The 26391-nt window shown below is 68.1% G+C and carries 23 protein-coding genes; 9 read left to right on the top strand and 14 right to left on the bottom strand.

Annotated features, from left to right (window positions below; translation table 11 throughout):
• Nucleotides 1–32: 32 nt before the first annotated feature.
• Together ABD974_RS06990 and ABD974_RS06985 are read right to left on the bottom strand one after the other, a co-directional pair.
• Nucleotides 33–1610, bottom strand: coding sequence for an ATP-binding cassette domain-containing protein (locus ABD974_RS06990; protein ID WP_345302586.1), 1578 nt, complete (start codon nucleotides 1608–1610; stop codon nucleotides 33–35).
• Complete coding sequence (locus ABD974_RS06985) at nucleotides 1607–2482, bottom strand: ABC transporter permease (RefSeq protein WP_345302585.1); 876 nt, start codon at nucleotides 2480–2482, stop codon at nucleotides 1607–1609. The genes ABD974_RS06990 and ABD974_RS06985 overlap by 4 nt, the downstream gene beginning before the upstream one ends.
• Nucleotides 2483–2598: 116 nt before the next feature.
• On the opposite strand from ABD974_RS06985, the gene hemB reads away from it, so the two are divergent.
• Genes hemB through ABD974_RS06960 form a run of 5 tightly spaced genes read left to right on the top strand, consistent with a single transcriptional unit; the run spans nucleotide 2599 to nucleotide 5852 of the window.
• A complete protein-coding gene (gene hemB, locus ABD974_RS06980; protein WP_345302584.1) occupies nucleotides 2599–3594 on the top strand; it encodes a porphobilinogen synthase in 996 nt (331 codons plus the stop codon).
• Nucleotides 3595–3604: 10 nt separating this feature from the next.
• Nucleotides 3605–4444 (top strand): shikimate dehydrogenase, encoded by an 840-nt coding sequence (aroE, locus tag ABD974_RS06975; RefSeq protein ID WP_345302583.1) that lies wholly within the window; start codon nucleotides 3605–3607, stop codon nucleotides 4442–4444.
• A 40-nt stretch (nucleotides 4445–4484) separates the two neighbouring features.
• Nucleotides 4485–4811, top strand: a complete 327-nt coding sequence (locus ABD974_RS06970) for a hypothetical protein (RefSeq protein ID WP_345302582.1) — start codon at nucleotides 4485–4487, stop codon at nucleotides 4809–4811.
• Nucleotides 4812–4851: 40 nt separating this feature from the next.
• Nucleotides 4852–5418 (top strand): carbapenem self-resistance protein CarG family protein, encoded by a 567-nt coding sequence (locus ABD974_RS06965; RefSeq protein ID WP_345302581.1) that lies wholly within the window; start codon nucleotides 4852–4854, stop codon nucleotides 5416–5418.
• A gap of 23 nt (nucleotides 5419–5441) precedes the next feature.
• On the top strand, nucleotides 5442–5852 hold the full coding sequence (locus ABD974_RS06960) for a hypothetical protein (protein ID WP_345302580.1): 411 nt from the start codon (nucleotides 5442–5444) through the stop codon (nucleotides 5850–5852).
• Between the two features lie 44 nt (nucleotides 5853–5896).
• Here ABD974_RS06960 and ABD974_RS06955 read toward each other — a convergent pair whose 3' ends face one another.
• From ABD974_RS06955 to ABD974_RS06910, 10 genes are all read right to left on the bottom strand, one after another.
• Complete coding sequence (locus ABD974_RS06955; RefSeq protein WP_345302579.1) at nucleotides 5897–6931, bottom strand: alpha/beta hydrolase; 1035 nt, start codon at nucleotides 6929–6931, stop codon at nucleotides 5897–5899.
• A 119-nt stretch (nucleotides 6932–7050) separates the two neighbouring features.
• The gene (locus ABD974_RS06950) at nucleotides 7051–7479 is read right to left on the bottom strand and encodes a hypothetical protein (protein WP_345302578.1); all 429 of its coding nucleotides are present in this window, start codon (nucleotides 7477–7479) and stop codon (nucleotides 7051–7053) included.
• Between the two features lie 19 nt (nucleotides 7480–7498).
• On the bottom strand, nucleotides 7499–7969 hold the full coding sequence (locus ABD974_RS06945; RefSeq protein ID WP_345302577.1) for an iron chaperone: 471 nt from the start codon (nucleotides 7967–7969) through the stop codon (nucleotides 7499–7501).
• Nucleotides 7970–8052: 83 nt separating this feature from the next.
• Nucleotides 8053–8562, bottom strand: a complete 510-nt coding sequence (locus tag ABD974_RS06940) for a DUF1851 domain-containing protein (RefSeq protein ID WP_345302576.1) — start codon at nucleotides 8560–8562, stop codon at nucleotides 8053–8055.
• Nucleotides 8563–8679: 117 nt separating this feature from the next.
• Entirely contained in the window at nucleotides 8680–10008 is a 1329-nt protein-coding gene (locus ABD974_RS06935; protein WP_345302790.1) for a DUF58 domain-containing protein, read from the bottom strand.
• An 80-nt stretch (nucleotides 10009–10088) separates the two neighbouring features.
• On the bottom strand, nucleotides 10089–11093 hold the full coding sequence (locus ABD974_RS06930) for an AAA family ATPase (protein WP_345302575.1): 1005 nt from the start codon (nucleotides 11091–11093) through the stop codon (nucleotides 10089–10091).
• On the bottom strand, nucleotides 11090–12232 hold the full coding sequence (locus ABD974_RS06925) for a DUF4350 domain-containing protein (RefSeq protein WP_345302574.1): 1143 nt from the start codon (nucleotides 12230–12232) through the stop codon (nucleotides 11090–11092). Before ABD974_RS06925 ends, ABD974_RS06930 begins: the two co-directional genes overlap by 4 nt.
• The gene (locus ABD974_RS06920) at nucleotides 12229–13938 is read right to left on the bottom strand and encodes a DUF4129 domain-containing protein (protein ID WP_345302573.1); all 1710 of its coding nucleotides are present in this window, start codon (nucleotides 13936–13938) and stop codon (nucleotides 12229–12231) included. Before ABD974_RS06920 ends, ABD974_RS06925 begins: the two co-directional genes overlap by 4 nt.
• Nucleotides 13935–15083: a stage II sporulation protein M gene (locus tag ABD974_RS06915; protein ID WP_425562646.1), complete on the bottom strand. Its 1149-nt coding sequence runs from the start codon at nucleotides 15081–15083 to the stop codon at nucleotides 13935–13937. Before ABD974_RS06915 ends, ABD974_RS06920 begins: the two co-directional genes overlap by 4 nt.
• 26 nt (nucleotides 15084–15109) lie before the next feature.
• On the bottom strand, nucleotides 15110–15808 hold the full coding sequence (locus ABD974_RS06910; protein WP_345302572.1) for an RDD family protein: 699 nt from the start codon (nucleotides 15806–15808) through the stop codon (nucleotides 15110–15112).
• Between the two features lie 171 nt (nucleotides 15809–15979).
• On the opposite strand from ABD974_RS06910, the gene ABD974_RS06905 reads away from it, so the two are divergent.
• On the top strand, nucleotides 15980–16234 hold the full coding sequence (locus ABD974_RS06905) for a YkgJ family cysteine cluster protein (RefSeq protein WP_345302571.1): 255 nt from the start codon (nucleotides 15980–15982) through the stop codon (nucleotides 16232–16234).
• 19 nt (nucleotides 16235–16253) lie between these two features.
• Here ABD974_RS06905 and ABD974_RS06900 read toward each other — a convergent pair whose 3' ends face one another.
• Together ABD974_RS06900 and ABD974_RS06895 are read right to left on the bottom strand one after the other, a co-directional pair.
• Nucleotides 16254–16814 carry a gamma carbonic anhydrase family protein gene (locus ABD974_RS06900; RefSeq protein WP_345302570.1) on the bottom strand — a complete coding sequence of 187 codons (561 nt, stop codon included), beginning with the start codon at nucleotides 16812–16814 and terminating at the stop codon, nucleotides 16254–16256.
• A 27-nt stretch (nucleotides 16815–16841) separates the two neighbouring features.
• Nucleotides 16842–21572, bottom strand: coding sequence for an SIR2 family protein (locus tag ABD974_RS06895; protein ID WP_345302569.1), 4731 nt, complete (start codon nucleotides 21570–21572; stop codon nucleotides 16842–16844).
• 291 nt (nucleotides 21573–21863) lie between these two features.
• Here ABD974_RS06895 and ABD974_RS06890 point away from each other — a divergent pair, with 291 nt between their 5' ends.
• The 3 genes from ABD974_RS06890 to ABD974_RS06880 all read left to right on the top strand — a co-directional run bounded on the left by ABD974_RS06890 (nucleotide 21864) and on the right by ABD974_RS06880 (nucleotide 26349).
• Nucleotides 21864–23405 (top strand): coniferyl aldehyde dehydrogenase, encoded by a 1542-nt coding sequence (locus tag ABD974_RS06890; protein ID WP_345302568.1) that lies wholly within the window; start codon nucleotides 21864–21866, stop codon nucleotides 23403–23405.
• A 55-nt stretch (nucleotides 23406–23460) separates the two neighbouring features.
• The gene (locus ABD974_RS06885; protein WP_345302567.1) at nucleotides 23461–24495 is read left to right on the top strand and encodes a cyanophycinase; all 1035 of its coding nucleotides are present in this window, start codon (nucleotides 23461–23463) and stop codon (nucleotides 24493–24495) included.
• Between the two features lie 420 nt (nucleotides 24496–24915).
• Complete coding sequence (locus ABD974_RS06880) at nucleotides 24916–26349, top strand: Type 1 glutamine amidotransferase-like domain-containing protein (RefSeq protein ID WP_345302566.1); 1434 nt, start codon at nucleotides 24916–24918, stop codon at nucleotides 26347–26349.
• Nucleotides 26350–26391 lie beyond the last annotated feature (42 nt).

The raw sequence follows: 26391 nt of genomic DNA, 5'->3' as shown, positions 1-26391 counted from the left end.
CACGATGGCGTAGGGCGGGCCCAGGGCCCGCCCTACAACCGCCGTGCGTCGACCAGCGCCTGCGTATGCGCATGCCGCGGGTTGCGCAGCACCTCGGCGGCATCGCCGAGTTCGACGATCTTCCCCGCGTCCAGCACCGCGATGCGTTCCGCCACCGCGGCCGCGGCGGCGAGATCGTGGGTGACGAACAGCAGCGCCAGACCGCGTTCGCGTTTCAGCGTCGCCAGCAGCGCGAGGATCTCGCGGCGGTGATGCGCGTCGAGGGCCGAGACCGCTTCATCGCAGACCAGCAGGTCGGGATCGCAGGCCAGCGCGCGCGCGATCGCGATGCGCTGGCGCTGACCGCCGGAAAACTGGTGCGGCCAGCGCGTGGCCATCTCCGCTTCCAGCCCGACCGCCACCAGCAATTCGCCGGCCTTCGCCGCACGCGCGGCCGCATCGCCGAAATCTTGGATGCGCAGCGGTTCGGTGACGATGTCGCCGACGCGCATGCGCGGATCGAGCGACGCGTAGGGATCCTGGAACACCACGCCGATACGCCTGCGCATCACCCGCAGCGCACGGCCGGACAGCGCGGTCAGTTCGACCTCGTCCAGCCACACGCGTCCCTGCGCACCGCGCAGCAGGCGCAGCAGCGCGCGCCCGAGCGTGCTCTTGCCACTGCCGCTCTCGCCGAGCAGCGCGAGCCCTTCGCCGCGATGCAGCGCGATGTCGACGCCGTCGAGCGCGGGCGTCGCCGAACGCGGGTAGCGCATGGACAGAGCTTCGCCGCGCAGCAAAGCCTGGTTTTTCGTAGGAGGGCCTTCAGGCCCGAGCTTTGAGTCGATGGCGGTTTCGGAAGAGATCGGGCCTGAAGGCCCTCCTACGGGTAAACCATCCGCCTCGATCAACTCGCGCGTGTACGCATGCTGCGGATGCGCGAACACGGCGCGGGTCGCGCCGCGTTCGACGACGTCGCCGCGACGCAGCACCAGCACGTCCTCGGCGTAGGCACCGACCAGCGGCAGATCGTGGCTGATCAGCATCAGCCCCAGTCCGTCCTCGCGACGCAGCGCGTCCAGCAGATCGAGCACCTCGCGCGCGATCCGCGCGTCGAGCGCCGAGGTCGGTTCGTCGGCGATGAGATACCGCGGCGCGCTGCACAGCGCCAGCGCGATCGCGATGCGCTGGCGCTGGCCACCGGAGAACTGGTGCGGAAACCGCTTCAGCGCGGCGTCGGGATCGGGCAGGCGCACCCGCGACAGCAGCGCGCGCGCTTGCGTTTCCGCTTGATCGTGAACGCGCAACGTTTCGCGCAGTTGCGCGCCGATCGTGCGCAGCGGATGCAGCGCGGCCAGCGGGTCCTGCGGCACCCAGCCCAGCACGCGACCGCGCAGCGCCGCATGCGCGCGCGAACCGAAAACGATGTCGGCGCCGTCGTGCGTCAGCGCGCCGCGCGCATGCAGGCCCGGCGGCAACAGCCCGAGCAGCGACAGCGCGGTGAGGCTCTTGCCGCTACCGCTTTCGCCGACCACGCCGAGGCACCGCCCCGGCGCAAGCGCGAGATCGAGCGGCCCGAGCAGCCGGCGCGCGCCGGCATGTACGTCGAGCTGGCGCAGCGCGAGCGTCATGCCGCGGCCGATTCGTGCTCGCGCGGCATGTCGCGCGGCATGTCGCGCCGCGCGTCGCCGCGCACGTCCAGCCAGTCGCGCAGGCTGTCGCCGAGAAACTGGAACGCCGCCAGCGTCGCCACCAGAAAGCCCGCCGGAAACAGCAGCGTCCAAGGCGCGCTGTCGAGTTCCTGCACACCTTCGGACAACAGCGTGCCCCAGCTGGCCGACGGTTCGTCCACGCTCAGGCCGAGGAAGCCGAGGAAACTCTCGACCAGAATGGCCTGCGGCAGGATCAGGCCGAGATACACGAACGCCAGCGGCAGCAGGTTCGGCAGCGCGTGCCAGCGCAGGCGCTGCGGAAAGCTCGCGCCCATCGCGGTGGCCGCGAGCATGAACGGCGTCTCGCGCAGGCGCGCGGCCTCGGCGCGCATCACCCGCGCCAGATCGATCCAGACATAGCCGCCGATCGCCACGAGCAACAGCCACAGCGAACGCTCGAACAGGGTCAGCAGCAGGATCACGATCAGCAGGAACGGCAGGGCGCTGGCCATGTCGAGCACGCGCAGCATCAGCCGCTCGATCCGGCCGCCGGCGAGGCCGGCGCTGGCGCCGAAGCCGAGGCCGACGATCAGCGCGACGAGGCTGGCGAGCAGTCCGATCGTCAACGACAGGCGCCCGCCGGCGAGCGTGCGCGCCAGCACGTCGCGGCCGATGGCGTCGGTGCCGAACCAGTGCCCGGCGGTGCCCGGCGCGACCGACAGCGCGTCCCAGTCCGGACGATGCGGATCGAAACCGATGCACAGCGGCCCGAGCCAGCACAGCAGCGCCAACCCGCCGAGGAACAGCAGGCAGGCGCGGGCCATCGGCGGCAGGGTTCGCAGCAATCGCATCGGTCGATTGTAGAGCCTGCACCGCGGCGGATCGGACCGGATGCGGCGCGGGTCGCGGCCGGTCGGCCTTGCGTCCGATCAAGCCGGACGCATGCCGTCGCGCGTATCATCCCGCCATGACCTTTCCCTACACCCGCCTCCGCCGCATGCGCCGCAGCGAGTTCTCGCGCCGGCTCATGCGCGAACACGTGCTGACCGCGAACGATCTCATCTATCCGGTCTTCGTCCACGAACTGCCCGGCCGCGCACCGGTGGGCTCGATGCCCGGCATCGAACGCCTGTCCATCGACGAACTGCTGAAGGTCGCCGAAGAGGCCAGCGCGCTGCGCGTGCCGGCGCTGGCGCTGTTCGCGGTGACCGCGCCGGAAGCCAAATCGCTCGACGGCGTGGCCGCCTGGGACGACGAGGGCCTGATGCAGCGCGCGGTGCGCGCGCTCAAGCAGCGGTTCCCGGAACTGGGCGTGATCACCGACGTCGCCCTGGACCCCTACACCTCGCACGGCCAGGACGGGTTGATCGACGACAGCGGCTACGTGGTCAACGACGAGACCGTCGAGGCGCTGATGCAGCAGGCGCTGTCGCACGCGCGCGCCGGTGCCGATGTCGTCGCTCCCAGCGACATGATGGACGGCCGCATCGGCGCGATCCGCGAGGCGCTGGAGGCCGCGGGCCACATCCACACCCGCATCCTCAGCTACGCCGCGAAATACGCCAGCAGTTTCTACGGCCCGTTCCGCGACGCGGTGGGCTCGGCCGGCGCGCTCGGCAAGGGCAACAAGTACAGCTATCAGATGGACCCGGCGAATTCCGACGAAGCCCTGCGCGAGGTCGCGCTGGATCTCGACGAAGGCGCCGACATGATCATGGTCAAGCCGGGCCTGCCCTACCTCGACATCGTGCGCCGGGTGAAGGACGAATTCGGCGTGCCGACCTTCGCCTATCAGGTCAGCGGCGAGTACGCGATGCTGAAGGCTGCCGCGCGCAACGGCTGGCTGGACGAACGCGCCTGCGCGCTGGAGGCGCTGGTGGCGTTCAAGCGTGCCGGCTGCGACGGCATCCTGACCTATTTCGCGCTGGATGCGGCGCGCTGGCTGCGCGACGCGCACGACTGAGGAGTCGCCGATGAAACGTTATGCCGTCTTCGGACACCCGGTCCTGCATTCGCTCTCGCCCAAGATCCACCGGACCTTCGGCCAGCAGAGCGGCATCGAGCTCGACTACGTCGCGATCGAATGCGCCCCCGGCGATTTCGCGGCGGCGCTGTCGTCGTTCGCGAAGAGCGGCGGGCAGGGCGCGAACGTGACCCTGCCGCACAAGCAGCGCGCGGCCGAGCTGTGCAACCTGCTGAGCAACCGCGCCAGGCGCGCGGGCGCGGTGAACACGCTGATCCGCCACGACAACGGCTGGCTGGGCGACAACACCGACGGCGTCGGTCTGGTGCGCGATCTCACCGGGCGCCAGGGCCTGGACCTGCGCGGCCGGCGCACGCTGCTGCTCGGCGCCGGCGGCGCGGCCCGCGGCGTGGCCCCGGCACTGCTGGAAGCGGGCGTGGGCGATGTGTTCGTGGTCAATCGCGACAGCACGAAGGCCGACGCGCTGATCGACCAGCTCGGCGAGCCCGGGCGCATGCATGCGCGCTATTTCGACGATCTGGGCACGCTCGGCGAATTCGACCTGATCCTCAACGCCACGTCGGCCACGCGCCACGGCACGCTGCCGACCCTGCCGATGTCGCTGGTCGGCCCGCGTACCGCGGCCGTGGACCTGAGCTACGGCGAAGCCGCGATCCCGTTCCTCGCCTGGGCGCGCGCGGCGCATGCGCACACGACCGTCGACGGCCTCGGCATGCTGGTGGAACAGGCCGCGGAGAGCTTCTTCCTCTGGCACGGCGTCCGTCCGGATACCGACCCGGTCTACACCGAGCTGCAGGCGCGGCATGCCGCGCTGATCACCGCCGACTGATCTGCGGATCCGTCCGACTTCGAACTCCGGGAGTGCATGCATGCAGTGGTTGACCCTGATGTCCTTCGCGATTCCCGAACTGCTGGCGCTGGGCGTGGCGTTCGCGCTGTTGGCGGGCAACGCGCGTCCCGGTGCGGGCCGTCGCCTGGGCATGATCGGCATCGCGGTGATGCTGGTCGCCTCGCTGGCCGGCTTCGCGCTGAACGTGGCGCAGTCGTTCGCATTCGAGGCCGCCGGTGGCGACATCCAGCGCATGGTCGACGTGCTGACCTCGCTGCGCGTCGTGCTCAACGTCGTCTCCCTGGCCGGGCTGCTGACCGTGGTCTCGGGGCTGTGTCGCGCCACGCGCGAAACGCCCGCGCCCTGAGCCCGTCGCGCGCGTCCTTCCGCCTCTTCCGGTACGTCACATGTCGCGTTCGCTCGTCTGCCTCGCCTTCCTGCTGCTGCCCGCCTTCGCACAGGCCGCAGAGCCGCTGCCGCTCCGCAATGGACTCAACCGGGTCGATTTCACCGGCGACGGCAAGCCCGATCTGGTGACGATCGCCCGTCGCGAGAATTACAACGCCCACGGTTTCGACGTGGTGACGTTCCAGGCCGACGATGGTGGACTGCTGCAGGTGCCGCTGTTCGACGGCGACGACGAGACCCAGTTCGCGACCATCCGTGGCGGCGCCGACTGCGTGCTGCACGATCTGCGTCTCGTGCCCGGTCGGGCCGGCGAACCGGCGACGCTGATCCGCGCCGACCGTGCGCTCGGCGAAAGCTACGCCGATGCCGCCGACGTGACCTTCACCTGGTACGCGCTGCGCCGCAATGCCGACAGCGAGGTCGGCCGCCCGACCTGGTGGTTCGAACGCGTGCGCACCACGAACGCGAAGCGGCCCTACTGCGATGTCGGCGACGCCTTCCGCGAAGAACTGGGCTTCACGCCGCCCGCCGCGGCCGTCGAAACGAACGCATCGCCCGCCCGCTGACGTCGCACGCACTGGAGCATCCGATGCGTATCGCGTTCTGCCTGCTCGCCCTGTCGCTCGCCTTCACGGGCGGCTGTTCGCAACCCGCACCGGACCTGTCCGCGCACGGCGACCCCGCGTCGCGCCTGATCGGACACTGGGCCACCGACGCGAACGACCAGTTGTTCTACGGCCCCATCGATGCCGCCTCCGGCCAGGGGCCTTACACGCTGATCCATCCCGACGGCAAGGTGTTCCGCCACGCCTATCGCATCCGCGCCACCGACCCGGCGCGGCAAGCCATCCAGGCGACCTACGTGTTCGCCGACGGCGACACCGCGCAGGTCGCGTTCGTGCTGTCCGCCGACGGCAGGACGCTGACCTCGACCCAGGAGATCACCGGCATGCGCATCGATTCCGACGCCAAACGCGTCGACGATCGCACCGCGCCCTGATCGCATTGCGGCGGCATCGCGCCAGCATCACGCCATGCGCAGCTTCAGCGCTGCAGCAACGCCGCCACCGCCGGATCCAGCGCGGCCAGGAACGCTTCGACATCGCGGGTGTAGTCGCTGTCCATGCCCAGTTCGTTGTTGATCGCCCCGTGGCTCATCGGCTGCGGCAGCGCCTCCGCGCGCAGGCCCAGGCCGCGGCTTTTCTCGACGTAGGCGCTGGCCTGTCCGCAGGGGTCGTCCTTGCGCGTGGTCGAACACACGCCCAGCCACGGCGCGGCGGTGCGGTCGAGGCGGTGATACGGCGAGGCCGCGATCCACTGCGCCTCGCGCTCGCCGAAGGCCTCGCGGTAGCGCTGCTTCAGGAACGGATAGACGTTCGGCATCTGGGTCACGACATCTATGGCGCCCGCATCCAGCGACACCGTGCCGAGCAACGGACGCACGCCGTGCGCGCGCCGCAGTTCGGCATCGGCATTCACCAGCGACACCAGATGCGCGCCCGCGGAATGGCCCATCAGGATGACCTTCGCCGGATCGCCGCCCCATTCGGCGGCATGCGCCTGCACGAAGGCCGCGGCCTTCGCGATCTCGCCGCCCTGCGCCCGCGCATCGGCGCCGTCGTTGACCATCGGATAATTCGCCGAGACGAACACGAATCCCCGCGACACCCAGCGCGCGACCTTGTTCGCGGTGACCCCGGCCATGGCCTTGTCGCCCACGCACCAGCCGCCGCCATGCACCATCACGATGACCGGCGCGCCGCCAAGACTTCCGCCAGGCGCGGCGGTCTTCGGCAGGAACACGTCCATCCGTTCGCGCGGCGCCGACCCGTAGGCCACGTCGGCGCGATCGGGCGTCGGGCCGGCATCGCGCCCCTGCGAACGCTGCGCCATCCGGTCGACGCGTTTCGCCCAGTCGGCGCAGCTCATGGCGCCGCCGAATTCGGCCATGCCGTCGCCGCCGCCCTGCGCCACGCGCGCGCGCAGACGCTCACGCAGCGGACCCGCGTGCAGGTCGGTCGACAATCCGGCGGCGAGCGTCACCAGCGTGAGCGCGGAAACGAAGACGGCGGCTTTCATGACGGACACTCCGGAGCGCGATTCGACGATGCGTCCAGCCTAGCGCGGGCCGATGCGCGACACGTGTCGAAATGTGTCCGGGCCGGTGCATGGACACACCGGTTCACGGATCGGCGCTCTCAGCGCAGGCCGCGCACCTTCGCGGCCAGCCACGGCGCGCACAGCAGGCACAGCAGACCGAAGCCCATCCAGCCGCCGCGGGTCGGATCGTAATCGGACGCGATCCGCGCGGGCGGATACCCCAACGCGAGGCCGAGCCCGATTTCGAAGGCGACGATCAGCACGACCCACACCGCGCCGATCGCGAACTGCTGGCGCGGGCGGCGTGCATCGATCCAGCGGATGCACAGCCAGGCGATCGCGAGGATGAGGCCGGACCCGACGATCACACCGATCTGTCGCGCGGGCAGGTCGCCGATCGCCGGCGCCAGGAACGCCTGCCGCAGGGCGCCATGCACCGACTCGACGACCACGATACCCAGCCAGACCCGCAGCGCGCGCGACCAGCGGATGTCGTGCGATGAAGCATCCCGCGTGGGCAGCGACATGTTCCTGACGTCCTGCGCGCTACCCGCCGACCGCCTTCTTCACGAGTGCGACGATCTTCGCCTCGTCGGCGGCGGACAGCGCCTTCAACGCGAACGCGGTCGGCCAGAGATCGCCGTCGTCCAGCATCGCCTGATCGCTGAAGCCGAACGTCGCGTACCGCGTGTTGAATTTCCGCGCGCTCTGGAAGAAACAGACGACCTTCCCGTCCCGGGCGTAGGCGGGCATGCCGTACCAGGTCTTCGGCATCAGCATCGGCGCGCTGGCGGTGATGAGGTCGTGCAGGCGCCGGGCCATGGCGCGTTCCGGCGCCGGCATCTCGCCGATCTTCGCGAGCAGCTCCCGTTCGCCCGCCGCACGGTCCTTGCCGGCGCACGCTTCGGCCTTCATTTCCTGCGCGCGGGCCTTCATCGCCGCCTTTTCCTCGGCGGTGAACGTCGTGTCGGCGGTCTTCGCGGACCCGCGCACGGTCTTCTTCGCGGTCGGGGACATGGACAATCCTCCATTCGCCGGGTGGCGGGGAGATGATGCCATCGTCGCCCCGCCGCGGCGCGCGTACCGGCGGCGAGGCGGGATCAGTCTTCCAGCCCGCCCATCTGCGCGACGATCTCCATGAACGCCCACACGTTGCCGATGGCGTAGGTCTCGGGCGCTTCGCTGCCGCCGAGAAACGGATACGGCTCGGGAATGTAGATCGCGTCGTCGCCCGGCACGTCCAGCCGCCGCTGGATGGCGGCGACATGGTCCGCACGCAGCACGTACATGGCGAAGCCCGGCTCCCGCAGCACATCGCGCTCGAAGGCTTCGACCGACGCGTGGCTGCCGTAGGACTTCGCCGCCCACTGGAACGGATGCAGCACGATGTAATCCTGCGTCGCCGGATCGCGCAGGAAGAAGTGCCCGAGCAGCGAATAACCGACGATCTCCGGATAGTCCGGAAAGCCCTTGGCCCAGCGCCCGATGGCGTCGGAGGAGCACGGCGGAATCAGCCGGTAGAGGGCGATATCCGGCGGTGTCGGATCGTCGACGCGTTCGGCGGTGGGTTCGGCGGATTTGTGGGTCAGGAGTTTCTTGAGCCAGTGCATGGGTGCTCCACGAGGGTTCGTCGCGCCTTGACCAGCCATTCGGCTGTTGAAAGCCGGCGCGCCTGCAGGAAAATCTTTCCGTCGATGGCGTACCCGATGAGGTGGCCCGCGCCGCCGTCAGAGCAACCCGCTGCGCTTGATCGACAGATACTGCTCCACCAGCGCGGCGGGGAGCTGTTCGCAGGTCACGTCGAGCACGGTGACGCGGTGGTTGCGCAGCAGATCGTGGGCGGCGGCGCGCTGGGCGATGTAGCGGGCGGCGGCGGCGGCGCGGACGGCGCTGCGCACGTCGTCGACGCGCTGGTCGAGCGCTTCGTCGAGATCGCGTTCGCGCAGGCTGGCGACGACCACGAGATGGCGGCGCTGCAGCAGGCGCACGGCGCCGAGCACGTCCTCGATGTCTTCGTCGCGCAGGTTGGTGACCAGCATCACCAGCGCGCGGCGACGCTGGCGCAGCGCGAGTTCGGTGGAGGCGGCGAGATAGTCGGTGGCGACCGGCACCGGCTGCAGGTCGTAGCTGGCGCGCAGCAGGGTGTCGATCGCGGCCATGCCGCGCTGCGGCGCGACCCAGCGCTGTTCGCCGCCGGCGGTGAACAGGCCGACGGCGTCGCCGCGCTTGAGCGCGATGTACGAGACCACCAGCGTGGCGTCGAGCGCGCGGTCGAAGTGCGACAGCCCGCCTTCGTGCGCGAGCATGCGCCGGCCGGTGTCGACGACCATCAGCAGTTGCTGGTTCTTTTCGTCCTGGTATTCGCGCGAGATGAGCTTGCGCGCGCGCGCCGTCGCCTTCCAGTCGATCTGGCGCATGCTGTCGCCGACGCGATACTCGCGCATCTGGTGGAAGTCGGTGCCTTCGCCGCGGCGGCGCTTGATGTGCGCGCCGACCAGCCGCGAAGCCTGTTCGGCGCTGAACAGCGCGAAGCCCGCGAGCGGCGCGAAATTCGGGAACACGCGCACCTGCTGCGGCGCGCCGACGATCCGCGACTGCCGCCACAGGCGCAGCGGCGACGACAGCCGCAGCTGCGTGCCTTCGAAGCGGAAGTTGCCGCGCACCGACGGGCGCAGGCGATAGCGCAGGGTGGCGACGCTGTCGGCGGCGAGCACGATCGTGCGCGGCAGGTCGGGAATCGTGCGGTCGGTGAGGTCCCAGTCGCCGGGATGCAGGTCGTGGACCACCACCCGCTGGCGACGGCCGTAGTGTTCGATCCGCAGTTCGACATCGCGCTCGACGCCGATCGGCCAGGCTTCCGGCAGGCTGCGCGCGACCTCGGGCGTGGGCGCGACGCGCAGCCGCCACAGATCGAACAGCGCGAGCGCGACCAGCCCCGCGAGCGCGATCAGCCAGACGCTCGCCGGCAGCAGGCGCACGTGCACGGCGAGGCCGAGCGCGGCCCAGGCCACGCAGGCCCACACGAAGCCCGGCGCCGGACGCGGCCAGGCGCGCACGACGCGCACGGTCGCGGGCGCGGGCGCGGCGGCGGCCTTCGGCTGCACCGGCGGCGGTTTCGCGGTGGCGACGGGCGCGCTCACTGCCGCGGCGCTTCGACCTTGGCGAGCAGCGCGTCCAGCACCTGGTCGGGCGTCTGGCCTTCGATCTGCATTTCCGGCGACAGCGCGATGCGGTGGCGCAGCGCCGGCTTGGCGATGCTGCGGATATCGTCGGGGGTGACGAAATCGCGGCCGGCCAGGACCGCCTGCGCGCGCGCGGCGCGGACCAGCGCGAGGCTGCCGCGCGGGCCTGCGCCCAGCGCGATGCCCGGCCATTTGCGGGTGGCGGAGACGATGCGCACGGCGTAGTCGATCACCGCCGCATCGACCGTGACCAGGCCGGTGCCGAGCTGCATCGCGACGATGTCCTCGGCGCTGAGCACGGCGCGCACCTGCGACAGATCGAAATGCGCGGCGGCGCGGCCGCTGCTGACCGCGGTGACCATGCCGACTTCGTCGGCGTGCGACGGATAGTCGATCAGCACCTTCAGCAGGAACCGGTCGAGCTGCGCTTCGGGCAGCGGATAGGTGCCTTCCTGTTCCACCGGATTCTGCGTGGCCAGGGTCATGAACGGCGCCGGCAGCGGATGGCTGGTGCCTTCGATGGTGACCTGCTGTTCCTGCATCGCTTCGAGCAGCGCGGACTGGGTCTTGGCCGGCGCGCGGTTGATCTCGTCGGCCAGCAGCAGGTTGGTGAAGATCGGGCCGCGGCGGATCGCGAAGCGTTCGGTCTTGGGGTCATAGACCGCGTGGCCACAGACGTCGCTGGGCATGAGGTCGGGCGTGAACTGCACGCGGCCGTAGCCGCAGCCCAGCGCTTGGCCCAGCGCGCGCACCAGCAGGGTCTTGCCCAGGCCGGGCACGCCTTCGATCAGCACGTGGCCGCCGGCGAGCAGCACGATCAGGATCTGGTCGAGCACGTCGTCCTGGCCGATGAAGGCCTTGGCGACTTCGTCGCGCACGGCGGCGGCGCGGGCCACCAGGGCTTCGCCGACGATCGGCTGCGGCAGGGCCGCGGTTTCGGTGGCGGCATGGGTCGTCATAGTCGGGTTCTCAGTTGCAGAAGTTTGGCGATACGGAGCACGAAGTCCTTGGCGTCGCCGGGGCGCGGGTAGCGCAGGGCGGCGTCGACATCGACGGTGGACAGGCCGGTGCGCCGGGCGATGGCGTCGATCTGCGCCGGGCCTTCGAGTGCCGCGGCGTAGGGGTCGCGCTGACGCAGGCGACGGAGGAAGGCGTCGTGGACCGCGGCGTACAGCACGCCGCCGCGGCCGTAGCGGTAGAGGTGATCGCCGCTGGCCTGGACGTGTTCGAGCAGCGAACGGCGGTCCGGCGGCGCGGCGGGACGCAGCGGGCCCAGGCGCTCGGCGCGCATCCATAGCCACAGCAGCAGCGCGAGCAGCGCCGGCACGATCGCGCGCCAGCCGTACTGCCACACCAGGTCCCACAGCGACGGCATGTTGGCGCTGTAGATCAGATGGAAGGTGCCGCCATCGGCCCAGTTCGGCTGCAACAGTTGGCGCGCGAGCGCGGCGTGCTGGGCGTCTTCGAGCTTGTCGGCCTGCAGGAAGTCGAGGTCCGCGATCACGTCGACCGTGCCGTCGCCGTGGATCACGCGGGCGTAGGCGTATTCGGCGGCCTCGTCGTCGCCCCAGGTCGCGGCGACTTCGGCGTCTTCGTCGTGGAAGTAGAACCGGCGTCCATCGCAGAATTCGATGTGGTGCTCCAGCTTCGCCACCTGCAGGCCCTGGCAGACCGGGTCGGCATCCATGGCGACGATGCCCAGTTCGCTCAGCAACGACACGTCCTCGCCGCCGAGGGTGGAGCCCGGCGGCGGCGTGCGCACGATCAGATGGCCGCCGCCGTCGACCCAGGCGAGCAGGCCATCGACTTCCGGGATCGACAGCGTGCGCGGGTCGCCCAGCATCAGCACGGTGTCCGCGGGCTTCAGCGGGTGATCGGGCAGGTCCAGGCGCTGGCGCGCATCGACCTTGCGCCCGGATTTGGCGAGGGCGAGCTTGAGCGGGTAGAGCGGGTTGTACGCCGCTTCGCCGCGCGGCGGCAGATCGATGGTGTCGGTCACGCGCTCGAAGGTGCGCAGCCACCACCAGACGAACAGCGCGACGAGTCCCGCGCCCAGCAGCGCGAGCAGGGTCGTGCGGACGACGGCGGTGCGGTTCATGCGGCCCACCGGAAGCGCTGCGCCAGCGTCTGCACCAACGTTTCGAAATCGCCGGCGTCGGGCAGGCGCTGCCCGTACGCGGCGTATTGCCACACCCGGACCACGCGCTGGAACGCCTCGCGATCTTCGGCCTCGGGCAGGCGCCGCGACAGACGCAGGCAATCGGCCTCGGTCGCGCCCGGCGGCGGATGCGCATCGATCCGCGCGGTCATCGCTTCGACGCTGGCGCGATAGAGCAGGGCCAGCGCGCGGCGCGGCTGGCCTTCGGCCCACAGCCGGCGCGCGACCGTGGCGATGTCCGGCGGCAGCGGTTCGGCATGCGCGAGATGCATCATCTCCACCGGCTCGGGTTCCGGCTCCGGATCGGCGGCGATACCGGCGAGCCACGGCCACCAGCGTTTCGCGGTGAGCGCCAGCGCCAGCACCAGCGCGGCCAGCAGCAGCCACAGCACGTTTTCGACGATGAAACCGACCACGCCCGAGATCCATTTCAGCGCGGAGAGGTCGAGGTCGGGATCGTCCTCTTGCTCGGGCTTCTTCTCGTCGCGATCGCGACGCTCCCAGGTGGTGGTCTGCTGCTTCGGGCGCAGCAGCGGGTCCTTGTAGGCCTCGGCCACCGCCTTCTCGAAATCGCCGTGGGCGACGGTGTCCTCGCCGAAGATCTCCTGCAGGGTGCGGGTGCGGACATCCTGGCCTTCGGGCGCGACCTCGTCGTCCGCGGCGGCGGCGGCAGCGGCGCGAGCGGCCGCGCGCGCGTCGGCGGCGTCCTGATCAGGCTTGTTCGTGCCTTCGGTCTCCGCCTGCTGCAGCGCGAGCGGGGCCGGCACCTCCGACGATCGCATGCAGTCGCCGCCGGGACAGGCCTGCGCAGGCCGCGCCGCGGGCAAGGACAGCGCGAACGCGAGCAATGCGAACGCGAACATCGACGCGAACGTCGTGCTGCCCAGCGCTTCCAGCCGCCGGCGCATGCGCCGGAACGCGATCTCCAGATCCCAGGCTTCGAGCTGGGTGCGGCGATTGAGATACAGGCCGAAGCCCGCGCCGACGTAGAACGGCTCGATGAAGGCGACCGCCAGCCAGTCCACCGCATTGAGCGCGATCAGCGCCCACACCGGCGGGCCGGACTCCAGCGCCGCCCAGGCTTCGCGGCCGACTTCGAGCAGCAGTTCGTTGGGGATGAACAGCGTCACCAGCATCACCAGGGAGACGCTCAGCGCCAGCAGGAAATGCAGGCAGGCCACCGTGAGCAGCACCGCGGGACCGCCCACGCCGCCGCCGATCACGCGACGCCGTTCGGCCAGACGCGCGGGCTCGGCGCCTTCGAGCAGATCCACCGGCAGCATCGCCGCACGCATCGGACTGAAGCGGCGCCAGGTGAGATGGCCGAGCATCGGCTTCCAGCCCCAGCGCAGCTGCGCGCGCAGGGTGTCGGCCACCCGCGGCACGGTGCCGAACACCGCGCGCGACAGCACGTACATCGGAATGCGGTCGAACAGCGGACGCAGCCACCACATCAGCAGCCACGCCAGCCAGAGATGGCCGATGGCCCAGGCCGCGAGATTCAGCAGCGCGAACGCGAGGCCGGTGACGATCAGCCACGGGAGCCAGATCGCGCCCGCATGCCGGCGCACCAGCGCGGTGCCCAGTTCCATCGCTTCCCACGAGGAGCGCGGGCGCAGTTCGACGGTGAGGGTGTCGAGTTTCATGCCGCGTCCCGCGACGGTGCGACTTCGACATCGCGCGGCGGTGCCGCGTCGCCATCACGATGCCATCCTTGGCGCGACGGCGTGGGCTGCGGATCGTCCGGCCCGACCATCCCTGGTCGGGCGCTCAGCGGATCACGCGGCAGTGCCGCGTGAGCGGATCCGCCTCGCCCACCGAGCGCCAGCCAGCCGAGGGTCAGCGTCCACAGCAGACCGCCGACGGCGTACTTCACGACCGCCGGCATCCAGCCGATCGACGACCAGAACGCTTCCACGAAGGCCGCGAACAGCAGCATCGCGAACACCCCGAGGCACAGCTTCGCGCCGACCTTGCCGGCTTCGATCAAGGCATCGACGCGACGACGGCGACCCGGCGCGATCAGCGCGAGGCCCATCTGCATGCCGGCGGCGCCGGACAGCACGATCGCGGTCAACTCCGGCGCGGAATGTCCGGCGACGAAGCGCCAGAACGGGTCGCCATGGCCCACGCTCTGCAGATGGCCGGCGATCCCGCCGATCATCAGTCCGTTGGTGAACAGCACCACCATGCTGCCGACCCCGGCGAGCAGGCCGCTGGCGAAGGTGCGCAGGCCGATGCTGATGTTGTTCATGATGTAGAAGCCGAACATCATCAGGTCGCTGCCGCTGTCGCGGCCGAGCTTGCGCTCGGGCGCGGCGGGGTCGTACATCTGCTCATATTCGGCGAGCTGGCCCGGCTCGTACACCGTGTAGACCAGCTCCGGCGACATCTGCACCGCCACGAACGCACCCACCAGCGGCACCACGAACAGCAGCGCCGCCGCCCACAGGCAGCCGCGCTGCGCGCGCACGAGGCGCGGGAAATCCGCGAGGAAGAACGCCAGCGCACGCCGCCACTGCGGCGGCGGCGCGCGATAGAACACCGCGTGCGCGCGCTGGGTGAGGCTCTGCAGGCGTTCCACCACCTGCGGGCTGTAACCGCGGCTGCGGGCCAGCGCGAGCTGCTGGCACAAACGGCGATAGCGCGCCGGCATGTCCTCGTCGCGCAGGCCCTGCCACCGGGCCTGCTGCCGGCGGGCGTCGCGCGGGCTGTCGCCGCGGGCGACCAGCCAGGCTTCGAATTCGGTCCATTCGTCCTGATGGCGGAGGACGAAGGTTTCCTGTTTCAGCACCGCCTGCTTGAGGGAGTCCGTGTTCATCGACGCCCCAGCAGCCAATTGGCGACGGCCTGCAGCCGCAGCACGCCCAGCGCGCCGCCAATGCCGACCACCGGCGCGGCGATCCCGGCCAACTCCTCGCGGCGTTCCTGGGTCAGGGTCGCCGCGCGCTCGGAGAACGCGATCACCGCCGCCTGCTCCTGCGGCTGCAGCGGCTGCAAAGGCGCGTGCGCGCCTTCCGCCGGCGGCCGCAGCGTCTGGCGATCGCGCGGCGCGTGGATGACCATGGTCTTGCCGACCATGTCGCCGAGACGCCGGCCCCACGGGTCGGCATAGCTCGCGACCAGGCCCACGCCGTAACCGACCGGCAGGAAGTCCACGGTGCGCAGCAGATTGCGCACGATCGAGCCGAGCCAGCCCACCGGCGCGCCGTCGTCGGCGATCACCCGCAATTCCAGCGCGCGCTTTCCCGGTGTCTGGCCGTCGAACAGCACCTCGCACAGGATCGGATAGCCCCAGAACACCAGGAAGTAGGCGATCAGATACAGCCCGTAGCCGGCCTCGCCCATCACCCGCACCAGGATGCTGACCACCAGCAGGATGGCCCAGCGCACGGCGGTGTCGATCAGCCAGGCCATCGCCCGCGGCACGGGGCCGGCCGCCGGCAGACGCAAGGCCACGCCTTCGGGCGTGTAGACCTCACGGACGGTGTCGAGCGACCCGGTCCGTGCCGTCATCGAAGCATGGTCCCATCCGCGGGCGCGCGCCCGCGGGTCCATCGTGCCGGTATCGCCTCGTCCGTCTCCGCCATCCTCTCCGCCCGGATACCCGTCTGTCGTCGTTTCTCGGGGCCTACTTTACAGTGACCGCACACGGATTCGCCCCTTCCGACGCTGCCAGGAACCCCGATGGACTGCCGACCCGGCTGCGGCGCCTGCTGCATCGCCCCCTCGATCGCCTCGCCCATTCCCGGCATGCCGCACGGCAAGCCCGCGGGCATGCCCTGCGTGCAACTGGACGACGACCTGCGCTGCCGGTTGTTCGGCCATCCGGAACGGCCCGCGTTCTGCGCCAGCCTCCAGCCGGCCACCGACATGTGCGGCGATTCGCGCGAGGGCGCCATCGATCTGCTGTCGCTGCTGGAGATCGCGACGCGGCCGTAAGCAATTTCAGACAGAACGCTCAGCCCGGCGCGAAACCGTTGAGGTATTCGTCCTTCAAACGCACGTAATGCTGCGCCGAGTAGTACAGCGCCTCGATCTCGGCATCCTTCAGCTGGCGCGCGAACCTGCCCGGGTTGCCGAGCCACATCTCGCCTTCGCCGACGACCTTGCCCGGCGGGATCAGCGCGCCGGCGCCGACGAACCCGTGCTTGCGCACCACCGCCCCGTCGAGCACCACCGCACCCATCCCGATCAGCACCGCATCCTCCAGCGTGCAGGCATGGATGATCGCCTTGTGGCCGATGGTCACGTCGTTGCCGATGCGGGTCGCGAACCCGCCGAGCTTGGCGTGCGGCCCGTCGTGGCTCACATGCACCACGGTGCCGTCCTGCAGATTGGTGCGCGCACCGATGCGGATGAAATTCACGTCGCCGCGGATCACCGTCGACGGCCACACCGACACGTCGTCGCCCAGCACCACGTCGCCGATGACGGTGGCCGCGGGGTCGATGTAGACGCGCTCGCCGAGCGTCGGCAGATGGTGGCGATAGGGGCGGAGCAGGGGGTGGATGTCTGTCATGGGGCGATGATAGGCGATGTGCGGTCGTCAGTCGGCATCTCCCTGCATGCCCGAGGCCTCGCGATCCTGTCGGAGCACCCATTCCTCGATCGAGCCCTGCTCGCGCAGTACCAGCTCCAGGTCTTTCGCGCGTGCCGCAGCCAGCTTGTATCCCATGCGCTCGGCTTCGAACCGGGCCGCCTCGGCGATGTCCTTGGCCTCGTCGCGGAGTTCCGCGTCCAGCGAACCGATCAGCGCCGCCATGTCGATCAATGCCGAAACCCGCTTGATGTTCAATCCATTCGCCGTCGACAGGGTCAACGCAGTCATGAGGTCCTGGCGTGCGGAACGGTACTCGCCGAAGCTGAGATACAGGCGGGCGCGGATCATGCTCGCGGTCACCGCCACCCGGCTCATCCCCATCCGCCGCGCTTCATGCTTGATCTTGCGGATCTTCGTCAACTGCTGCTGCAGACCCGGCGCTCCGCGCGCCTGCCGACGCGCCATGTGGCACTCGGCCTCGCCCAGCAGCACGCTGAAGACCAGATCGCTGCGACCCGAAGCCTCCGCTTCGGTACGCGCCAGGGCAAAACACTGTGCCGCCATGTCATGGTTGCCGCGGCGCTTGTCGATATCCGCACGCACGAGGTAGTACAGCGATGTCAATCCGTGCACGCCTTCGCCGACGATGTCTCTTCCGGTGTCGTCCAGCCATTGCATCGCCTCGCCGGTACCGCCGGAGAGGAATTTCAGACGCGCATCGATCAAGCCTTGCACCAGCAGCAGAATCCTGATTTCTCGATGCAGAAGCTTCCTATCATCGCCTGGCTGCGAGAGGCCGACGCCTTGAACGGGCCCGCGACCCTTGGCCAGGAAGAGGGCTGACAGCCGCTCGAGATCGCGCTTTTCGCTGGAAAGAATCCGCCTGGCGCGATCGAAGGCACCATGTTCGATTTCGGCCAGAGCGAGATTCATCATGATGCGAAGTTTGGTGATCGAAAATTCGGGATAAGGCGTATCGGCATAGATGAACGCCTCGAACCCGTCTCGGCGCTTCAGCCGCAGAGTCTCGAATTCGATCGCCTGCTCGAACAATGCGGTGGCATCGTGAATGTGACCCTGCAGAAGCTTGACCACGCCCATTTCGTTGAACAACCAGACCCATTCGCGCTCGAACAACGGTGGAATCTCGGACGACCGCGATGACGCACTCTCAAGCGCCGCATGGCGGATCAAGAGAAGACGACACAGATACTCCTCCAGCGGCGTCCTCATCGCGGGATGTTTGGGCTCATCCCCATGCGGGGAGCGCAATACCGTGCCGACCCGCATCGAACCGCGGAGCAACATGAAGGCCGCACGGATCTGTTCGGGCGGAGCGCTGTCAGGACGCTTCAGGTGCAGCAGGCCGTCGACCGTGTCCCAGATGAACTGGTAATCCTCGCGGTCCAGCGGAACCACCTCTTCGTCGATGATCGGAACGACCGTGATCGCGGTTTGCTCGCGGCCGACCACGACCGAGAATGGCAGTCCTTTTTTCGTCGATAGCCAGTTGCGGACATGTCCATGCAGACCGTAGCGCAAGACCTCATCCCCACCGTCGTCCGGAACCCGGCGGTAGCACTGGGACAGCTCCGTGATCATGTCGAGTTTGCGCAGCCACGAGATCGATTCGTGGATTCGGCGATCGAAATTCCTTGAAGATATTCCGTACTGCTTCTTGATTTCGACCAGAGAAGGACAAACGGAAAAGACCGCACGTTCGACCGGTCCTCCAAACGCAAACAGATGCTTCAGGATCGCGTGGGAAATGACCTTGACGATACGATCTTCATAACCACGGTGGCTAACGACATAGTGCTCGATGTTGGCCATGGCGACATTGATCACGGCCGGCACGCGTTGCCTAGGATCCTGAGTCACATCCATCGCGTGCTCGATACGCCTCAGAATTTCATCGAAGCTGCTTTTTTTGACAACCAAGGGCACCTGATCCGATTCTTCAATGACGATTTCGGCGTAAACCGCCGACAGGAATGAAGCGAGCCATACGGACTTGCAATGCTTCGATATCCTTTTGATGGCGACGACATGCGGCTCGTCGTTCTCCGAGTCCTCCTGGAAAATCACCGGCGGCTCCGGCCAAAGCTCTTCCAGACGCTCGTTCTGCGCCAGGTGGCGGAAGTAGTCTCTGGCCTCGTTTCCCTCGCACAGCAACAGCACCTTCGTCCTCTCGTGGGTTACGAGCTTCGAGATCACAGCTTCCCATTCCGCGAGTTTCGGACGTCTTTCGCTGGCCGTCAGGATGATGTCGGCTTTCGAAATCACCACTTCCAGACACCCGCCTTGATCGCTGCTTGTCACCGAATCCAATTGACTCACGATCAGGTCGTATACCGGGTCGCGCCCGCACGACTGGCCAAACGAAACCACGAGTCGCCGTGTCCCAGGCAATAGATCCTGCTCGTTCGCGAGTCGCGTCGCGAGTATTCCCTTGCCGGCACCGTTCCTCGATCTGGCGACGACGATCTTGCCGCGCCTCAGCGCGCTCGCAGCTCCATGCCTCGCCGATTCGCCCGACTCATCGGCCAGAATCGCCTTCAGGATTTCGCGATTGGAATCTTCTTCTCTGTGAGGCAACGAGACATTGTGCCCGCACACTCCGCCACGAATCCTTGCTTGGTCCGGGTGTCTGAAGTGGTGTCTGCCTTCGATTGCGCCGTACTCGCTTCCTGGCGTGGCTTTCCAGCGCTTCCGCCATTCTATCGATTCTGCCGAGATGGCCTGCAACGCGTCTCTCAGCGCACGGGAGTGAACCGCGGAGTAAAGGCTGCCGATGACCTCTCTCAGAGCTTCGAGGACGACCATGTCGCGCCTGAAATTTTCAAGACTCCTGTCGGAAAGTACGCGCCAGACGATCTTGAATATCGTATTGTGCCATGGTGTAAGCAGAATCCTTGGAAGCCTCTCTACCTGAAAATCCCCGGATGTCGGGTCGAATTTTTTCTTCGCCGTATGGCTTTTTTTCTTCGTCCCGGAATCTGCGGACCCGCCACCCGAAGAATCGACCGCACAGATCGCATTGAGTTTCACGCACAACATTTCGAAGAATTGCGAAAATTCCCGGTTGTTCGGAATCGGCCTTCCAGCACGCATTTTTTTCGAGCTCGCATGCTCTTCGATGCCTCGGATGTAATTTCCGAGCGAATTTCTGAGTTCCTCGAGAAACTCGAGTTCCACGGAAAGAGGGTTAAGCTTCTGGGCGACCTCCTGCAGGGAAAGCGAATTTCCGATCCCGATCGCAGCCATCGCGTCTTTGACCAGCGGATGGTTGTTGAATCCGCCGGCCTCCGGCTCATCCTTCGCGATCAATCGTGTCCCATAGAAGATCGTGCGGATACCGTATCGCTGGAACAGTTTGATCGCGTCCGCCGTATCCTTGGCCTGCCCATTGGTCTGCATGAACGCGTACACCGGCCTCATGTCGCGATCCGGCGCCTGCGACAGGATTCGCATCGCACGGAACAGAACGTCCTCGGTCATCCCGACGCCAACGAAGACGATCGCATTGCCGCGGTAAAGCAATTCCTGGCTGTCTTCGAGCAGGTCGGTCCAGATATTGTTCGCGAAGTATCTGCGGTTGTAATCGATGTCCGTGACGATCATGTTTCCCGGATCGCGAACGGAGCCATGCAGATGCAACACTTGCGAAACGCCCGCGGGAGAACCGGCGGAAAAGAGCATGAATTCGGCGACATTCCTGCGATCAAGATCGACGCTTCGTGCTTTTTCGCCGAGACGCGACCGCGCAGTCATGACCGGATCCCCGGCGCTGTCCTGATCGGCCGGATCCTCTCGGCGATCCCTGTTTTTTTCGGAGTCCGGCGTAATGCTGTAGAACGGAAAATCCGCACGTTCCAGCATGCGCTCGATTTCATGATCGTAGTTGAGCGTGGCGTAGCGCGAAATTTTCCAGTTTCTCCGGAGCACGCCGAGGACATCGATTGAAGGATGCGGGCTTTGCAGAAGCTCTTTTTCCTTCAATGGCTTTTTACTTGAAGCGCGCGACTCATTATTTTTCATCTTCGCGAGCGTCGCGATCAGCTGCAACCCTCCGCTGTAGTCCACCGGCATGAATTTGCTTTTGCCAAGAGCGCCTTGCAGCGCTTTCGCATCCCGAGCGAACAGCGCGCTTCTCCCCATTTTTTTGAGGATTCCATCCGCCTCCGCTCTTGTCCTCGGGAGCCTGAACTCGAAGGATTCCCTGTACTTTTCCCGAAGTTTTCCTTCGTAGAACTGTTTTGCCTTCCCGTCGTCTTCGACGCCTCTATAGGCCTGAGCCTGCCTAATTTTTTCGGTCGCGAGCGCCAGTCGATCGTACTTGTCGAGCTTCCCGGGACCTTCGGCAGGCGTCTGCTTGTCCCTGACCTTCTTCAAGGCAACGTCCAACTTCGATGAGGACGCGTCTTCGTCACTGGAGCGATGCGCGGGTTTATTCGAGGCCGCAATCGAGCGCGACACCGACCTGCCCTCTTCATCGCCGCCATAAGCCACTTTCAGAATGTTTTCGGCGAGCGCATCCCAACTTTCGTAACCCAGCAGATAGCTCGTTCCCGAACCGACGAACGCGACGATCCCGCCGATGGCGAGCGAACGGTAGAGATCGATGATCGGCTGACCCTGGAGGGGCGTGAGGGTGCCGTCGTCGGCATCGTATTCGATGCTGTAGAGATGTCGCGAAGCGGTCGTGTCGTCGCCGCCTGTGCTGCCTGTCGTCATGCCCAGCTCCCCTTGCGTATGTCGACAGGGGCGGCGACGAAAACTTGACCCTTTGCGATTGCCGACCGCAGAAGTTTGGGGGATTCCCGTGCCTCGCGGTCCGCGAGCCCCCTAGGCGCCGGCCGTGGGCCGGACGCGCTCGCGACCGGGCGGGCGGGCGGCTCGCGCCATCGACCCGGCTGTCCCGATCGTCCTGTCGAATCGGACGGGTCGCAACCGTCAGAAATGACAGGATGGCCGGGATGCGGAAACGCCGGGGCGCCCCGTCGTGGCAAGGGCTACACTCCACCCATGACCACCTCCACCACCGCCGCCGTCACCGCCGCGAATGCGGCCGTCATCGCCGCCAACGCGGCCATCACCGCCGCAACAGCCTCCGGGCAAGACCCGGGTGCGCCGGAACCGGGCGACGACGCCGTGCCCGCGACCGCGGTCGCCGATCTGCTGCCGACGCTGGAGCGCCTGCGCGCGGCGTGGCGGGCGCAGAAACCGGACTACGCACAGCGGATGGCGGATCTGGCCCGGTTGAAGGCCGCCTTCAAGGCGCGGATGGGCGAAATGGAAGCGGCGGTGCGCGCGGATTTCGGCCACCGTTCCGAGCACGAAACCCTGTTGTCGGACGGCATGACCGTGCTCGCCGAGATCGACCATCTGCGCGGGCATCTGCGCGGCTGGATACGGCCGAAGCGCGCCGGCGTGGGCTGGCAGTTGTGGCCGGCGCGCGCGCAGGTGCGGCGCGAGGCGGTGGGCGTGGTCGGGGTGATGGCGCCGTGGAATTACCCGGTGAATCTGGCGTTGGTCCCGCTGGCGACCGCCATCGCCGCCGGCAACCACGTGTTCCTGAAGCCGTCCGAACACACGCCGCGCACCAGCGCATGGCTGCAGGCGCTGCTCGACGACGTGTTTCCGTCGAACCGCGTGGCGGTGGCGCTGGGCGGGGCCGAACTGGGCGCCGCGTTCTCCGGCCTGCCGTTCGACCATCTGGTGTTCACCGGCTCCACCGCGGTCGGCCGCAAGGTGATGGCGGCGGCGGCGCCGAACCTGACGCCGCTCACGCTCGAACTCGGCGGCAAATCGCCGGCGATCGTGGCTGCGGACTTCCCGATCGAACAGGCCGCGGCGCGGCTGGCCACCGGCAAGTGGTTCAACGGCGGCCAGACCTGCATCGCGCCCGACTACGTGCTGATCGACGCCGCGCGCCGCGATGCGCTGGTGACCGCGCTGCGCGCGCAGGTGCAGGCGCGCTACGGCGCGGACATGCGCGACGCCGACCACTACACCCGCGTGATCAACGCGGGCCAGTACCGCCGGCTGCGCGGCTACATCGACGATGCGCGCGCGCGCGGACTCGAGGTGATCGAACTGGCGAGCGTCGACGATGCCCGCGCCGAAGCCGAACGCCTGCTGCCGCCGACCCTGATCCTGGAACCCGGCGACGACGCGACGGTGATGCAGGACGAGATCTTCGGGCCGATCCTGCCGATCCTCGGCTACGCGCATCTCGACGATGCGCTGGCCTATGTCGAGCGCCACGACCGGCCGCTGGCGATGTATCCCTTCAGCCACGACAAGCGGACGGTGGAAACGATCCTGTCGCGGCTGATCGCCGGCGGCGTGACCGTCAACGACACCCTGCTGCATTTCGCGGCGACCAATCTGCCGTTCGGCGGCATCGGCCCCAGCGGCATGGGCCAGTACCACGGCCGCGCCGGCTTCGATGCGTTCACCAAGGCGATGCCGGTGCTGTGGCAGGCCCGCTTCACCGCGACCGATCTCATCAAGCCGCCGTATCGGGGCAAGATCGACCGCATGATCCGCTGGTTGACCGGATGACCCCGGCCAGATGACCCCAGCCACGGAAGACCCCTCCCTTCGCAAGGACATATCGATGCGCCAGACGACGACGTTGTTCGCACTCATGCTCGCGCTGTGCGCGCTGGCGATACCGCACACCGCAGCGGCGGCCAAACAGGTCAAACCGCGGGTCTGGTTGACCGGCAACGCCGCGGATTCGGCGCGACAACCGCTCGGCGGCCCGGCGCTGCTGCTGATGGGCGGCGGCACCGAAGTGGACGCGGGTTTCGCGCAGCGCGCGTATCCGGTCGCCAACGGCGGCGACATCGTCATCCTGCGCACCTCGGGCAGGGACGGCTACAACGATTACCTCTACACCCTGGTGACCGGTCCGTTGAAGCCCGATTCGGTCGAGACGATGCTGGTCGACAGCCGCGACAAGGCCAACAGCGATTACGTCGACAACGCGATCCGCAAGGCCGAACTGATCTTCATCGCCGGCGGCGACCAGTCGACCTACGTCAACGCCTGGCAGGGCACGCGCGTGGAAGACGCCCTGCATTTCGCGCATGCGCGCGGCGCGGTGATCGGCGGCACCTCCGCGGGGCTGGCGGTGATGGGCGAATTCGTCTACGACCCCGACGGCATCGCCGGGATCACCAGCGCCGAAGCGCTGGCCGACCCGTACGGCCCGGGCATGATGTTGAGCACCGATTTCCTGCGCTTCCCGATCATGGACGGCATCGTCACCGACAGCCATTTCGCCGCGCGCGACCGCATGGGCCGCACCCTGGCGTTCATGGCGCGGCTGCGCCAGGACGGCATCGCGCCGTCGATCACGGCGCTCGCCATCGACGAAGAGACCTCGCTGTTCATCGATCGCAACGGCGTGGGCACGGTCGACAGCAATCTCGGCGGCGCGGTCTACGTGATCGCGGAGCGCGCGGACACCGTGCGCACGCAGGTCGTGCCGGGCCAGCCGCTGATTTACCGCAATCTCCAGCGCACGCGCGTGGATGCCGGCCGTTTCTACGATTTCGTCTCCGGCCAGCACAACGGCGTCGGCATCGTGCTGAGCGTGGACGGCCGCAACGCGACCGCACCGTTCGCGCCGTCGAATCCCTACTGACCGGCGCCGCTGCCGCAGGGTGCCGGGCAGCGGCATCGGCGATCGGGACAACCGCGGCGCGGCAGGGCCCGTGCCGGACACGGGTCCTCCGGGCACGCGGGCACTTGACGACCGCGACGGCGCGGGGGTATCAAACACAGGCCATGTCGAAGCCGCGCAACCATATCCGGCACATCTGCCGGACCTTCTATCTCAGCGAATGGTGGGACGAATAAGTCCACGGCGCTGAACCCGGCCCGCAAGGGGCCCATCGGTATGCGCGGATGCCGTACCGATGCCGCGCCGCAGCGCGCACACCGTTCCGGAAGCACACACCAGATCGACCCCGAGGGCCGCTCCTGACGAGTGCCGCTTCCGGAAGATCCGACCAGAAGATCCGACCGCGTCGCGCACCGCGCGCACGCTTCCATGGAGGTTGCCATGTCGTTGCTTCGTCCCCTGTGCCGGGCGCGTGCGTCCGTGCGCGCCGCGTCCGCCATCCTGTGTCTCTGTCTTGCCGGCCTGTCGGGCACGGCGCTCGCGCAGATCGCCGCCGAAAGCGAAAACAACAACAGCGAAAGCGCCGCGGATGGCCCGGTCGGGTCCGGCACCCGCGTCGCCGGCAGCCTGTCCTCATCCTCGGACATCGACTGGTTCTATTTCGATCTCGCGGCCGCTTCGACCATTTCGGTACGCCTCAACCACGACGCCGGCGACGATTTCGACTGGGCGCTCTACAAGAGCACCGGCGGCGCCGTGGCCAGTGGCAAGAGCAGCGCGATCCCCGAAACCGGCAGCTACGCGGCCACCACCACCGGCCGCTACACCCTGAAGATCACCGCCTGGCGCGGCAGCGGCTGGTACGACCTCGACCTCACGATCGCCGCATCGGGCGGCGGCGGTGGCGGCGGCACGCGCCCGGCCAAGCCCGCCAACCTGCAGAACTGGCTGACCGGCAACGCCGCGGATTCCGGACGCAATCCGGTCAACGGCCCGGCCGTGCTGCTGATGGGGGGCGGCGTGGAGAACGACGAAGCCTTCAGCCAGCGCGCGTTCCCGGTGGCCAACGGCGGCGACGTGGTGATCCTGCGCACCGCCGGCAGCAACGGCTACAACGACTATCTCTACACCCTGACCAGCGGCGCGCTGAAGCCCGATTCGGTCGAGACGCTGTTGCTGGACACCCGCGACAAGGCCAATTCCGATTACGCCGACTGGGTGATCCGCAACGCCGAGCTGATCTTCATCGCGGGCGGCGACCAGTCGAGCTACATCAACGCCTGGAAGGACACGCGCAGCGAAGACGCGATCCGTGCGGCCTACGCGCGCGGCGCGGTGATCGGCGGCACCTCGGCGGGCCTCGCGGTGCAGGGCGAATTCGTCTACGACCCCGACGGCGTGACCGCCGCCACCGGCGCCGAGGCGATCGCGAATCCCTACCGCGGCAGCATGCTGTTCTCGTCCGGATTCCTGGACCTGCCGCTGATGAACGACATCGTCACCGACAGTCATTTCGGGCAGCGCGACCGCATGGGCCGGCTGTTCGCGTTCATGGCGCGGCTGCGCCAGGACAACGCCACGGCACGGATCATCGGCATCGGCATCGACGAATCCACGTCGCTGTTCGTGGACCGGACCGGTCGCGCCATCGCCGACGGTGCGGGCGCCGCGTACGTCGTCGAAGAACGCAGCGACACCCAGCGCACGCAGGTGCTGTCGGGCGCGCCGCTGATCTACCGCAACCTGCAGCGCACGAAGCTGGTGGCCGGGCAGACCTTCGACTTCGTGTCCGGCGCGCACACCGGCAGCGCCCTGCTGCTGAGCGTGGACGGCCGCAATGCGACCACGCCGTTCGCGCCGGCCAATCCCTACTGATGCCCGTACGGATCCCTGCGCAGCGGCACGCGTCACGCGCGC

Origin of the sequence: Lysobacter hankyongensis (genome assembly GCF_039543145.1) — a bacterium.
In the GTDB taxonomy this organism is placed as follows: domain Bacteria; phylum Pseudomonadota; class Gammaproteobacteria; order Xanthomonadales; family Xanthomonadaceae; genus Lysobacter_I; species Lysobacter_I hankyongensis.
This window is presented reverse-complemented; position numbering and strand designations above follow the sequence as displayed.